The following is a 12,982-nucleotide window of genomic DNA, read 5'->3' as shown; positions in this document are numbered from 1 at the left end:
CAGGTCAGAGATATTGCCCATGCTACGTATCGCTAAAGAAGCACTGACGTTTGACGACGTCCTCCTCGTTCCCGCTCACTCCACCGTTCTGCCGAATACTGCCGACCTCAGCACGCAGTTGACGAAAACCATTCGTCTGAACATTCCTATGCTCTCCGCAGCAATGGACACCGTGACTGAAGCGCGTCTGGCTATCGCCCTGGCACAGGAAGGCGGCATTGGCTTTATCCACAAAAACATGTCTATCGAGCGTCAGGCGGAAGAAGTTCGCCGCGTGAAGAAGCATGAATCCGGTATCGTGTCCGATCCTCAGACCGTTCTGCCAACCACCACGCTGCACGAAGTGAAAGCCCTGACCGAGCGTAACGGCTTTGCAGGCTATCCGGTAGTCACTGAAGACAACGAACTGGTGGGTATCATTACCGGTCGTGACGTGCGTTTCGTGACTGACCTGAACCAGCCTGTCAGCGTCTACATGACGCCAAAAGAGCGTCTGGTGACCGTGCGTGAAGGCGAAACCCGCGACGTGGTGCTGGCGAAAATGCACGAAAAACGCGTTGAGAAAGCGCTGGTTGTGGACGCGAGCTTCCACCTGCGCGGCATGATCACCGTTAAAGATTTCCAGAAAGCAGAACGTAAACCGAACGCCTGTAAAGATGAGCATGGCCGTCTGCGCGTCGGCGCTGCGGTGGGCGCAGGTGCGGGTAACGAAGAGCGCGTTGACGCGCTGGTTGCTGCGGGCGTTGACGTGCTGCTGATTGACTCCTCCCACGGCCACTCCGAAGGCGTTCTGCAACGTATTCGTGAAACCCGTGCTAAATACCCGGATCTCCAGATTATCGGCGGTAACGTGGCAACAGGCGCAGGCGCTCGCGCGCTGGCGGAAGCGGGTTGCAGCGCGGTGAAAGTGGGTATCGGCCCTGGCTCTATCTGTACCACCCGTATCGTCACTGGCGTAGGCGTGCCGCAGATCACGGCGGTTTCTGACGCGGTTGAAGCGCTGGAAGGCACCGGTATTCCGGTTATCGCGGACGGCGGTATCCGCTTCTCTGGTGACATCGCCAAAGCGATCGCCGCAGGTGCCGCAGCCGTGATGGTGGGCTCCATGCTGGCCGGTACCGAAGAATCTCCGGGTGAAATCGAACTCTACCAGGGGCGTTCTTATAAATCCTACCGCGGTATGGGCTCCCTGGGCGCGATGTCCAAAGGTTCCTCCGACCGTTACTTCCAGACCGATAACGCTGCTGACAAACTGGTACCGGAAGGTATCGAAGGTCGCGTGGCGTATAAAGGCCGCCTGAAAGAGATCATTCACCAGCAGATGGGCGGCCTGCGCTCCTGTATGGGTCTGACCGGCTGTGGTACCATTGACCTGCTGCGTACCAAAGCGGAATTCGTACGCATCAGCGGTGCGGGTATCCAGGAGAGCCACGTTCACGACGTGACGATCACCAAAGAGTCCCCGAACTACCGTCTGGGCTCCTGATAAATTTCCGCGCCCGGCTCAATGCCGGGCGCTTTGTTTTGTTTCACTTGCCTCGGAATTAGCGTCAATGACGGAAAACATTCATAAACATCGCATTCTCATCCTGGACTTTGGTTCTCAGTACACTCAGCTGGTGGCGCGCCGCGTGCGTGAGCTGGGCGTTTACTGTGAGCTGTGGGCGTGGGATGTCACGGAAGCACAGATTCGCGAATTCAATCCAAGCGGCATCATCCTGTCCGGCGGCCCGGAAAGCACCACCGAAGAGAACAGCCCGCGCGCGCCGCAGTACGTGTTCGAAGCGGGCGTACCGGTGTTCGGCGTTTGCTACGGTATGCAGACCATGGCGATGCAGCTGGGCGGCCACGTAGAAGGCTCTAACGAGCGTGAGTTCGGCTACGCACAGGTTGAAGTTGTCACCGACAGCGCGCTGGTGCGCGGTATCGAAGACTCCCTGACCGCAGACGGCAAGCCGCTGCTGGACGTGTGGATGAGCCACGGCGACAAAGTCACCGCTATCCCGTCCGACTTCGTGACCGTTGCCAGCACCGAAAGCTGCCCGTTCGCCATCATGGCGAACGAAGAAAAACGTTTCTACGGCGTGCAGTTCCACCCGGAAGTGACCCATACCCGTCAGGGTATGCGCATGCTGGAGCGCTTCGTGCGTGACATCTGCCAGTGTGAAGCCCTGTGGACCCCGGCAAAAATCATCGACGACGCCGTGGAGCGTATCCGCCAGCAGGTTGGCGATGACAAAGTGATCCTCGGCCTCTCCGGTGGCGTGGACTCCTCTGTGACCGCGATGCTGCTGCACCGCGCCATCGGCAAAAACCTGACCTGTGTCTTCGTGGATAACGGCCTGCTGCGCCTGAACGAAGCGAAGCAGGTTATGGACATGTTTGGCGACCACTTCGGTCTGAACATCGTTCACGTGGAAGGCGAGCAGCGTTTCCTGGACGCGCTGAAAGGCGAGAACGATCCGGAAGCGAAACGTAAGATCATCGGTCGCGTGTTCGTGGAAGTGTTCGACGAAGAAGCGCTGAAGCTGGAAGACGTGAAATGGCTGGCGCAGGGCACTATCTACCCTGACGTGATCGAGTCTGCGGCCTCCGCAACCGGTAAAGCGCACGTTATCAAATCTCACCACAACGTGGGCGGCCTGCCGAAAGAGATGAAGATGGGTCTGGTGGAACCGCTGCGTGAGCTGTTCAAAGACGAAGTGCGTAAAATCGGTCTGGAGCTGGGGCTGCCGTACGACATGCTCTACCGTCACCCATTTCCGGGCCCGGGCCTCGGCGTACGCGTGCTGGGCGAAGTGAAGAAAGAGTACTGCGACCTGCTGCGTCGCGCGGACGCGATCTTCATCGAAGAGCTGCACAAGGCTGACCTGTACAACAAGGTAAGCCAGGCGTTCACCGTGTTCCTGCCGGTTCGATCTGTAGGCGTAATGGGCGATGGACGTAAGTACGACTGGGTTGTTTCCCTGCGTGCGGTGGAAACCATCGACTTCATGACCGCGCACTGGGCGCACCTGCCGTATGACTTCTTAGGCCGCGTGTCTAACCGCATCATCAACGAAGTGAACGGCATTTCCCGCGTGGTGTATGACATCAGCGGCAAGCCACCGGCGACGATCGAGTGGGAGTAAGCCCATAACCTTTCCTGCGAAGTTATAAACAGGTAAGACTGATAAAACCCTCTGTTTACAGAGGGTTTTTCTTTTGTAGCTGATATCCGAACGGGACGTGAGCTACTGGCTCATCTGCCGGGATCCACGGCAGCCGATACTGCGTCGCCATGCCCCTGGCGCCTGACCATACTGACGCTTAAAGCTGCGATTGAAGGACTGCTGAGAGTCAAAGCCCAGCGCGATCGCCACGTTCAGAATCGGTTCATCGCTGTGGGCTAAGCGCTCAACCGATTTTTGCAGCTTTTGCGCGCGAATATATTCGGCGAGAGGGGAGCCGGTATGTTCTTTGAAAAGCCGCTGGAGGTGCCATTTCGAATAGCCGGCTCGCCTGGAGACGGTTTCAATGTCCAGACGGCTATCGAGGTTGTTGTCGATCCAGTCGAGTAAATCGTGAATGAATGCACCCGTATTCATCTTGCTTCCCCCTACGCCACGCATTAAAAAGCATCTTTGTTTGTTGCACTTAAAGGTGACCCGTTTTTACATTAATTGCAAGTTTTATTGTTGCATTTAAATCCCTGTTCAAAACACGTGATTTACCTTTGCCGCAAATAGCACATAAAGTGCAACAATTATTCTTGCACTTAGTTAAGCGCCTTCCTACAATCGCCGCGAATAGTGTATTCGCAACTGTTACAGTTTTGTGGCGATGAACGACACAAATGGCCTTAAGCCAGCTACCGGACAAAGGAAGTGGCGCGGCGTCTCCCGCTGCGTCTTGCCCGGCGGCTACAATAACCGGAATAAAAATAATGAGCCTGCAAAAAACCTGGGGTAACTTTCATCTGAGCGCGATGGGGGTGGTTTTACTCTCCGTGCTTCTCGTCGGGTGCGATGACAGCGTCGCGCAAAATGCCGCGCCGCAAGCGCCCGTTGTCAGCGCTGCTGACGTGGTGGTGAAATCCATTAGCCAGTGGGACAGCTTTAACGGTCGCATTGAAGCGGTGGAAAGCGTTCAGCTGCGTCCGCGCGTGTCCGGCTACATTGAGAAAGTGAATTACACCGACGGCCAGGAAGTGAAGAAGGGCGAGGTGCTGTTCACCATCGATGACCGAACCTATCGCGCCGCGCTGGAACAGGCGCAGGCGAACCTGGCAAGAGCCAAAACGCAGGCCAGCCTCGCGCAAAGTGAAGCCAACCGTACCGATAAGTTGATCAATACCCATCTGGTCTCACGGGAAGAGTGGGAGCAGCGTCGCTCGGCTGCCGTTCAGGCGCAGGCCGACATTCGCGCCGCGCAGGCGGCGGTTGACGCAGCCCAGCTCAACCTGGACTTCACCAAAGTGACTGCGCCTATCGATGGTCGCGCCAGCCGGGCGCTGATCACCAGCGGGAACCTGGTGACTGCGGGCGATACCGCCAGCGTCCTCACCACGCTGGTCTCGCAGAAGACGGTTTATGTCTACTTCGACGTGGACGAGTCAACCTACCTTCACTATCAGAAACTGGCCCGCAGCGGGCAGGGGGCGTCCAGCAATCACACGGCGCTGCCGGTGGAGATTGGCCTGACGGGCGAAGAGGGCTATCCCCATCAGGGCAAAGTGGATTTCCTGGATAACCAGCTTACGCCGAGCACCGGGACCATCCGCATGCGCGCGCTGCTGGATAACTCACAGCGTCAGTTCACGCCGGGACTGTTTGCCCGAGTACGCCTGCCGGGCAGCGCGGAGTTCAAAGCTACGCTTATCGACGACAAAGCGGTGCTGACCGATCAGGATCGTAAATACGTCTATATCGTCGATAAAGAGGGGAAAGCGCAGCGTCGCGACATTACGCCGGGTCGTCTGGCAGACGGTTTACGCATCGTGCGGCAGGGGCTGAACCCAGGTGACAAAGTCATCGTCGAGGGTTTACAGAAAGTGTTTATGCCGGGTATGCCGGTTAACGCCAAAACCGTTGCCATGACCGCCAGCGCCGCCCTCAACTGATCCCTTGACCTGAGAATCCAACCCATGGACTTTTCCCGCTTTTTTATCGACAGGCCGATCTTTGCTGCCGTCCTGTCGATTCTGATTTTTATCACAGGGTTAATCGCCATCCCGCTGCTGCCGGTGAGCGAATACCCTGACGTCGTGCCGCCAAGCGTGCAGGTGCGCGCGGAGTACCCGGGCGCCAACCCGAAAGTGATTGCTGAGACCGTGGCAACACCGCTGGAAGAGGCGATCAACGGCGTTGAAAACATGATGTACATGAAATCCGTCGCGGGCTCCGACGGCGTGCTGGTGACTACCGTCACCTTCCGCCCGGGCACCGATCCGGATCAGGCGCAGGTTCAGGTGCAGAACCGCGTCGCGCAGGCCGAAGCGCGTCTGCCGGAGGACGTGCGGCGTCTGGGCATTACCACCCAGAAGCAGTCGCCCACGCTGACGCTGGTGGTGCATCTGTTTTCGCCAAACGGTAAGTACGATTCGCTGTATATGCGCAACTACGCCACGCTGAAGGTGAAGGATGAGCTGGCGCGCCTGCCCGGCGTCGGCCAGATCCAGATTTTCGGCTCCGGTGAGTACGCGATGCGCGTCTGGCTGGACCCTAATAAAGTGGCGGCGCGCGGGCTGACCGCCTCGGACGTGGTCACGGCGATGCAGGAGCAAAACGTACAGGTCTCCGCCGGTCAGCTTGGCGCCGAGCCGCTGCCGAAAGAGAGCGACTTCCTGATCTCCATTAACGCCCAGGGCCGCCTGCATACCGAAGAAGAGTTTGGCAATATTGTCCTGAAAACAACGCAGGATGGTACGGTCGTCCGCCTGCGCGACGTGGCGCGGATTGAAATGGGCTCCGGGAGCTATGCCCTGCGTTCCCAGCTGAACAATAAAGACGCGGTCGGGATTGGTATCTTCCAGTCGCCGGGGGCGAACGCCATCGATCTGTCTAACGCGGTGCGCGCCAAAATGGACGAACTGTCGACGCGATTCCCGGACGATATGAAATGGGCGGCGCCTTACGACCCGACGGTATTTGTACGCGACTCGATCCGCGCGGTGGTGCAAACGCTGCTGGAAGCGGTGGTGCTGGTCGTGCTGGTGGTGATCCTGTTCCTGCAAACATGGCGCGCGTCGATTATCCCGCTGATTGCGGTGCCGGTATCGGTAGTGGGTACCTTCAGTATTCTCTACCTGCTGGGCTTTTCGCTGAATACCCTGAGTCTATTCGGGCTGGTGCTGGCGATTGGTATCGTAGTGGACGATGCCATCGTGGTGGTGGAAAACGTCGAACGAAATATCGAAGAGGGGCTCGCCCCACTTGCGGCAGCGCATCAGGCGATGCGTGAGGTGTCCGGGCCGATTATTGCCATTGCGCTGGTGCTCTGTGCGGTATTCGTTCCGATGGCGTTCCTCTCCGGCGTGACCGGTCAGTTTTACAAACAGTTTGCGGTAACGATAGCCATTTCCACGGTGATCTCCGCCATCAACTCGCTGACGCTCTCGCCAGCGCTGGCCGCGCTGCTGTTGAAGCCGCATGGCGCCCCGAAAGATTTCCCGACCCGGCTTATCGATCGTCTGTTCGGCTGGATTTTCCGTCCGTTTAACCGCTTTTTCCACCGCAGCTCGACTGGCTATCAGGGGCTGGTGAGCAAAACGCTCGGCCGACGCGGGGCGGTGTTTGTGGTTTATTTGCTGCTGCTTTGCGCTGCGGGGGTGATGTTTAAAGCCGTTCCCGGCGGGTTTATTCCGACGCAGGATAAGCTGTACCTGATTGGCGGCGTGAAAATGCCGGAAGGCTCGTCGCTGGCGCGTACCGATGCGGTGATCCGCAAAATGAGCGAAATCGGGATGAATACCGAAGGCGTGGATTATGCGGTCGCGTTTCCTGGCCTGAATGCGCTCCAGTTCACCAATACGCCGAACACCGGGACGGTCTTCTTTGGCCTGAAGCCGTTCGACCAGCGTAAACATTCCGCGGCGGAAATTAACGCGGAGATCAACGCGAAAATCGCGCAAATCCAGCAGGGCTTTGGCTTCTCGATTCTGCCGCCGCCGATTTTAGGGCTGGGTCAGGGGTCGGGCTATTCGCTGTACATACAGGATCGCGCTGGTCTGGGCTATGGCGCGCTGCAAAACGCGGTGAACACCATGTCCGGGGCGATTATGCAGACGCCGGGGATGCATTTCCCCATCTCAACCTACCAGGCTAACGTGCCGCAGTTGGACGTCCAGGTTGACCGCGATAAGGCGAAAGCGCAGGGCGTGTCGCTGACCGATCTCTTCGGGACGCTGCAAACCTATCTGGGCTCGTCGTACGTCAATGATTTCAACCAGTTCGGGCGCACCTGGCGCGTGATGGCGCAGGCTGACGGGCAGTTCCGCGACAGCGTGGAAGATATTGCGAATCTGCGTACCCGCAACAGCCAGGGCGAAATGGTGCCGATTGGCAGTATGGTGAACATCACGACCACCTACGGTCCGGACCCGGTGATCCGCTACAACGGCTACCCGGCGGCGGATCTGATTGGTGATGCCGACCCGCGCGTGCTCTCTTCCGCGCAGGCGATGACGCAGCTGGACGCTATGTCTAAGCAGATCCTGCCGAACGGGATGAATATTGAATGGACGGACCTGAGCTTCCAGCAGGCCACCCAGGGCAACACGGCGCTGATCGTCTTCCCGGTCGCAGTGCTGCTGGCGTTCCTGGTGCTGGCGGCGCTGTATGAAAGCTGGACACTGCCGCTGGCGGTGATCCTCATCGTGCCGATGACGATGCTCTCCGCGCTGTTCGGCGTCTGGCTGACCGGGGGCGATAACAACGTCTTCGTGCAGGTAGGGCTGGTTGTGCTGATGGGGCTGGCCTGTAAAAACGCGATTCTTATCGTTGAGTTTGCCCGCGAACTGGAAATTCAGGGCAAAGGCATCATGGAGGCTGCGCTGGAGGCGTGCCGCCTGCGTTTACGCCCGATTGTAATGACTTCTATCGCCTTTATTGCCGGGACTATTCCACTGATCCTTGGTCACGGGGCAGGGGCAGAAGTGCGCGGCGTCACCGGGATCACAGTCTTTTCCGGGATGCTGGGCGTGACGCTGTTTGGTCTGTTCCTGACGCCGGTCTTTTACGTGACGCTGCGTAAGTTCGTGACGCGCGGCAAAGCGGAAAGAGAGGTGTTGCCTGAGTAGGACGTAGCAGATAGCAAAAAGCCGCCTTCACAATGAAGGCGGCTTTTTTTTCGCAGTCTGTCAGGATTAAGGCGCTTTTTTATGCTGCGTACAGAGTTCCGGCACCGGATCGCACCCGCTGGTATCGGCTTTTTTCACCTCTTCCAGCGCGCTGGCGACGGTATGGCGCGCTAAAACCGCTAACGAAGCCTGCTCCGCTTCATCAGCGATTGATTTGAAGTACCAGCAGGCGTTGGCGCTGACCACGCAGCGGGCCGGGACGTCAGGACGGGACGCCCACAGCTTTTTATCTTCAGTGACGGAAAGGTAGATATCACGCAGGGTGATCTCTTCAGCCGGGCGGCCAAGATGAATAGAGCCGTTGCGGCCAAGCGTGGAGACGATAATGCCGTCGCGGGCGAGAGGAACCATTAATTTGCGGATAAAGCTCGGATTCGCTTCCAGGCCGTAAGCCAGGATTGCACTCGTCGAACGTTCACCCGATTGCTCCGCCATCGCTACGCTGAGAACCATCTGCAAAGCTGTCGGGAAGCGGTAATCTAACATTTTTCTGTCCTGGGTTGCGGTGAATCTTGTTCTTTTTGGCACCGCAGAGGTGAATAATCAGTAAGTAACAATATAACAAATACGGTAATTTTATTGAAGCAATCTGCGGCATACGTGAAGTAACGCTGCGCTGACACATGTCAGGACGTGTAGCGCCGGGTTTACGTTCATGCGAACGCCGGATTCGGGAAATCAACGGTCACCATAAGACCACCTTCGGCTGACGTACTCAGATTGACCCTGCCGTTGTGTTGCTGCGTAACGGCTTTGACGATGGCAAGCCCCAGTCCACTCCCGCTTTGGGTCTGATTAGGATCGCGGAAAAATCTGTCGAACACGCGCTCCCGCAGTTCAATCGGGATACCGGGGCCCGCGTCTGAGACGCGCAGCTGAGCGCACTTATCACGCGATTGCAGTTGTACCTCAATGCGTCCACCCTCGGGGCTGTACTTCACGGCATTCTCAATTAAATTGTCGATCAGCGACACCAGACGTTCCCGAATGCCTGCGACATGGATTTCATCGTCGGCGAAGAATTCAAACTCAATTCTGCGTCCGGACGCCAGCGGTTCCAGGGCAGCCATTCGCTCCTGAATAAGCGTTGTCAGCGGCACAGGCGACATCACCGTGCTGATGTGTGCTTCGCTGTGCATCATCAGCAGAAGCTGATTGACGAGACGCGCAGCACGGCTATTGCTGCGAACAATGCCCGCAAGCAGTTCCTGCTGGCTTTCGCTGATGACCCAGGACTGCAATGCCTCGACGTTGATCCGCATCGCGGCCAGAGGCGTACGCAGTTCGTGAGCGGCATCGGCAATAAACATTTTTTCCCTTTCGGCGCTTTCCCGCACCCTGGCCAGAAAGTCATTAATCGCGTCGACCGTCTGGCGAAGCTCTCTGTGTCTGGGGACGGCTTTTAAAGGCGAGAGATCGTCCGGCGTGCGCAATGAAATTTCATCTACCACCTTGTTCCAGGGGCGCATCGCGATGCGGATGGACAGCCACGCGGGGAACAGAAGAAAAGGGATGCATATCATCAGCGGCATGACGTAGTAGCCGCGCGAGTTCAGATAGATAAAGAAATTCCAGCTACCGGCAGGGGTAAAAAGGGTGACCTCCACGTCGGAGTGCGCGGATTTGAGGGTACGGCTTGTCCATGTATGGTCCTCACTCTGGACATGCTGCATGACCCCCAGACGGCTATTTTTTACCCCCGTTGGCGCACCATCCGAAGAAAAAATAATCTCGTTATTCTTGCGAACAATGAGGTTGATGGACAGCTCCGGGTCTTCACCGCCGCCATAGCCCTCCCGCAGCGCCTTGCTGAACGCTGCCAGCACGGCATTACGCGCCTGCGGGCGATCGTCCATGCTCTCTACCAGGGAAAAAACGGTTTCGTAAGTCTCATTGCCCGTCAGTATGGGAGGACTACGCAGGTCTTCCAGCAAAATGAAGGTTAAAAAGAGACACCAGAGCAACGTAAGCAGCAGCATCTGGGCGACCAGCATTCGCCTGACCAGTGTGGGAAGCCTGAGGTGGTGCCAAAAATTACGCATCAACCTGCCGCCTTCTGAACGGGTACGGTATCAATGACATACCCAACGCCTCTCACCGTTCGCACAAAGCCATCGCCAATTTTTCGCCGCAGGTTACCCATATGCACATCAAGTGCGTTGCTGAGGTTTTCTTTCGTGCCAAATAACCTTTCTTCCAGATACCGTCGCGTAAGCACGCGATCGGCGCGCAGCATTAACGTTTCAAGCAGCGCATATTCGCTTGCCGTCAGCTCAACGTGGCGTGCGCTCACCGTTACTCGACGCGTCGGAATATGAAGCGACAAACCGCGAATTTCTATTGCCTCATTTTCAAAACCGTAACTGCGCCGCGCAAGGGCTCTCACGCGCGCCAGCAGTTCGGCGAGAACAAAAGGTTTGACCAGATAATCGTCTGCGCCTGCATCCAGACCGCACAGGCGGTCCTGTAGCGTGCCTCGCGCCGTCAGGATGATGACGGGGACGCCCTTAAGCTGTTGACGCAGGCGCGTCATCAGGCTCATGCCATCGCCATCGGGCAGCCCCAGGTCTAGCAAAATAAGTTCCGGCACGCAGATCCCAAGCTGATGCAGCGCATCCTCTTTGCGGCGTACCCATATGACATCAAATCCTTGATCTGCAAGGGCGATACGTACGCCATTGCCGAGATCCAGGTCGTCTTCAATTAGTAGAATTTTCACATTGGTAACTGTATCAACAGTGCATGAAGAACAACTGAAGAAAAAACGGTATCAGGAATTCTTCAGGGTTTACAGAACCTTCACTTGCTTCAGCATTTCTTCATTTACGGCTCATAAGAACCTTAAGGTGAGTATTCAGAATGAGCGCTCTGGCGTTTAACACCGCTTGTATCGCAATCATCTGAATCCAAAGGGCTTCTTTAATGAGAAACATCACACTGCGTAATAGTTTCCCCCGTTCACGCATCGGTCGCAGCATGAAAAGCATCTTGCCGGGGGCCGTCCTGGCGTTACTGGCTACCCCGACCCTGGCGGCAGATCAGCCTCAGGGCAACGTGTTAACCCTGGGAGGCGGCGTGGATGTTGCGCCACGCTATTCCGGTTCGGACAAGAGCCGGGTCTCTGCGGCTCAGGTGGTTGATTACGCGATGGCCAATGGTTTTTTTGTCAGCACCACGCGGGGGATCGGCTACGGCAACAGCTTTGGTAACCTGGACTACAACGCAGCGCTGAGCTATCGCGCAGGACGTAAGGATCGCGACGTAAGCAGCGATTCGATCGCCTCCGGCAGCGACGACCTGCGGGGAATGGGTGACATTAAAGGCTCAGCTATCGTTGTGCCAGGGCTGGGGTACAGGGTGACTGACTGGCTGACCGTGCAGTTGCAGGCAGAGGTTCCGGTTTCTGAGAGAGACAATGGTGAGGCTGTGCATTTCGGCATTGCCAGCCCGTTCTATACATCTTCGAAAAATGCGTTAACGCTGGCGCTGACCGGTAGCTGGGGATCCAGTAAGTACGTGCAAACCTATTACGGGGTGAATGCCGCCCAGTCGGCCGCATCGGGTTTTGCCCGACACGATGCCGGATCGGGACTATATGCGTATTCGCTGAACCTGGACTGGACTCATAAGCTCACCTCCCGCTGGAGCCTGCTTGCCGCAGCTGGCGTTACGCAACTGACGGGAGATGCAGGCGATAGCCCAATTGTTCAGCGAAAAACGTCTCCTGTGGGAAGTTTGAAGGTGACGTACAGCTTCTGATGGTTAAGAGAGGGGGAAGGCGCGTTTGTGACAAAACCGCACATAACCCCGTTGCAGGAGCCAGAAGTGCATAAAGCCCGCAGGATGGCGTGGCCCGAAGTCGGACCGTTCATCATGCGGGCTTTTTTATCACTGTTGACCCGATAACGCCTGTTCAATCGTACGGGTAACGACGTCCGGCTGGCTGACCATCGATACATGGCTTGCCGCTACCTCCGTGGTGTTGGCGTTGATTTTCTTCGCCATTGCGCGCTCAAGCTCAGGATTGATCATCCGGTCATTTTTGCTGATCACATACCAGCTCGGTTTGTCATGCCAGGCGGCATGCGCGACTTTCTCCCCAAACGCATCGGCCTTAATAGGGTTTTGCGTCGCGGCAATCACGCTGCGCTCAACGTCCTTCACTTCAGGGGCAAAATTCTCGCTGACCGCTTTTGTCGGCAGATATAAATACCCCTCTGACGTTTTAGCGAGGCTGGCGCTCCCTGGCGGAGCAGGATAACTGTCTGCCAGATCTGCGGTCGACTGGCCGGAATCCGGCGCAAAAGCGGCAACGTAAACCAGAGACTTCACCCGCGCATTATTGCCCGCTTCGCTGATTACCGACCCGCCCCAGGAGTGCCCGACCAGCACAACGTCGCCATGAGCCCGGGCGATAGCACGCTGCGTGGCGGCGACATCATCTTTCAGAGACGTGAGCGGAAGTTGTACCGCAATGACCTCGGTATGGTGTTTTTGCAGCCGGGTAATCACCTTATTCCAGCTGCTGCCGTCGGCAAACGCCCCGTGCACCAGCACCACGCTGGCTTTCGTCTCTGCCAGCGCGCTGGTGGAAACCGCCAGCAGCGCCGCTGTTAATACAGACAATGCTTTCATAACAGGCTC

Annotated in this window: 10 protein-coding genes; 5 read left to right on the top strand and 5 right to left on the bottom strand. The window is 57.1% G+C overall.

From position 1 onward, the window contains the following. Nucleotides 1-19 precede the first annotated feature (19 nt). Nucleotides 20-1,486: an IMP dehydrogenase gene (gene guaB, locus RY075_RS16675; RefSeq protein WP_039270203.1), complete on the top strand. Its 1,467-nt coding sequence runs from the start codon at nt 20-22 to the stop codon at nt 1,484-1,486. A 67-nt stretch (nt 1,487-1,553) separates the two neighbouring features. Beyond that, on the top strand, nt 1,554-3,131 hold the full coding sequence (guaA, locus tag RY075_RS16670; protein ID WP_003860599.1) for a glutamine-hydrolyzing GMP synthase: 1,578 nt from the start codon (nt 1,554-1,556) through the stop codon (nt 3,129-3,131). Between the two features lie 102 nt (nt 3,132-3,233). Here the strand turns inward: guaA and RY075_RS16665 are convergent, their stop codons facing one another. Then, on the bottom strand, nt 3,234-3,587 hold the full coding sequence (locus RY075_RS16665) for a helix-turn-helix domain-containing protein (RefSeq protein WP_022651570.1): 354 nt from the start codon (nt 3,585-3,587) through the stop codon (nt 3,234-3,236). Between the two features lie 338 nt (nt 3,588-3,925). Here RY075_RS16665 and RY075_RS16660 point away from each other — a divergent pair, with 338 nt between their 5' ends. Beyond that, on the top strand, nt 3,926-5,101 hold the full coding sequence (locus RY075_RS16660) for an efflux RND transporter periplasmic adaptor subunit (RefSeq protein ID WP_109948720.1): 1,176 nt from the start codon (nt 3,926-3,928) through the stop codon (nt 5,099-5,101). Nucleotides 5,102-5,125: 24 nt separating this feature from the next. Then, nucleotides 5,126-8,278 carry a multidrug efflux RND transporter permease subunit OqxB gene (gene oqxB / locus RY075_RS16655; protein ID WP_109948719.1) on the top strand — a complete coding sequence of 1,051 codons (3,153 nt, stop codon included), beginning with the start codon at nt 5,126-5,128 and terminating at the stop codon, nt 8,276-8,278. A gap of 66 nt (nt 8,279-8,344) precedes the next feature. Here oqxB and RY075_RS16650 read toward each other — a convergent pair whose 3' ends face one another. The 3 genes from RY075_RS16650 to RY075_RS16640 form a co-directional block, all read right to left on the bottom strand. Beyond that, on the bottom strand, nt 8,345-8,824 hold the full coding sequence (locus tag RY075_RS16650) for an Rrf2 family transcriptional regulator (RefSeq protein ID WP_003860591.1): 480 nt from the start codon (nt 8,822-8,824) through the stop codon (nt 8,345-8,347). 167 nt (nt 8,825-8,991) lie between these two features. After that, a complete protein-coding gene (locus RY075_RS16645; RefSeq protein WP_032609820.1) occupies nt 8,992-10,380 on the bottom strand; it encodes a HAMP domain-containing sensor histidine kinase in 1,389 nt (462 codons plus the stop codon). Further along, a complete protein-coding gene (locus tag RY075_RS16640; protein ID WP_022651566.1) occupies nt 10,380-11,057 on the bottom strand; it encodes a response regulator in 678 nt (225 codons plus the stop codon). The genes RY075_RS16645 and RY075_RS16640 overlap by 1 nt, the downstream gene beginning before the upstream one ends. Before the next feature lie 203 nt (nt 11,058-11,260). On the opposite strand from RY075_RS16640, the gene RY075_RS16635 reads away from it, so the two are divergent. Further along, complete coding sequence (locus RY075_RS16635) at nt 11,261-12,097, top strand: MipA/OmpV family protein (RefSeq protein ID WP_050870829.1); 837 nt, start codon at nt 11,261-11,263, stop codon at nt 12,095-12,097. Nucleotides 12,098-12,226: 129 nt separating this feature from the next. Here RY075_RS16635 and RY075_RS16630 read toward each other — a convergent pair whose 3' ends face one another. Further along, nucleotides 12,227-12,973: an alpha/beta hydrolase gene (locus RY075_RS16630; RefSeq protein ID WP_338627850.1), complete on the bottom strand. Its 747-nt coding sequence runs from the start codon at nt 12,971-12,973 to the stop codon at nt 12,227-12,229. Between the last annotated feature and the right edge of the window lie 9 nt (nt 12,974-12,982).

Origin of the sequence: Enterobacter sp. JJBC (assembly GCF_036936505.1) — a bacterium.
Taxonomy (GTDB): Bacteria; Pseudomonadota; Gammaproteobacteria; order Enterobacterales; family Enterobacteriaceae; genus Enterobacter; species Enterobacter hormaechei_C.
This window is presented reverse-complemented; position numbering and strand designations above follow the sequence as displayed.

Coding starts and splice junctions, on each gene's coding strand:
- RY075_RS16645 (WP_032609820.1), bottom strand. CDS start 10,380: ATGCGTAATTTTTGGCACCACCTCAGGCTTCCCACACTGGTCAGGCGA.
- RY075_RS16650 (WP_003860591.1), bottom strand. CDS start 8,824: ATGTTAGATTACCGCTTCCCGACAGCTTTGCAGATGGTTCTCAGCGTA.
- RY075_RS16660 (WP_109948720.1), top strand. CDS start 3,926: ATGAGCCTGCAAAAAACCTGGGGTAACTTTCATCTGAGCGCGATGGGG.
- RY075_RS16635 (WP_050870829.1), top strand. CDS start 11,261: ATGAGAAACATCACACTGCGTAATAGTTTCCCCCGTTCACGCATCGGT.
- guaB (WP_039270203.1), top strand. CDS start 20: ATGCTACGTATCGCTAAAGAAGCACTGACGTTTGACGACGTCCTCCTC.
- RY075_RS16630 (WP_338627850.1), bottom strand. CDS start 12,973: ATGAAAGCATTGTCTGTATTAACAGCGGCGCTGCTGGCGGTTTCCACC.
- RY075_RS16665 (WP_022651570.1), bottom strand. CDS start 3,587: ATGAATACGGGTGCATTCATTCACGATTTACTCGACTGGATCGACAAC.
- guaA (WP_003860599.1), top strand. CDS start 1,554: ATGACGGAAAACATTCATAAACATCGCATTCTCATCCTGGACTTTGGT.
- oqxB (WP_109948719.1), top strand. CDS start 5,126: ATGGACTTTTCCCGCTTTTTTATCGACAGGCCGATCTTTGCTGCCGTC.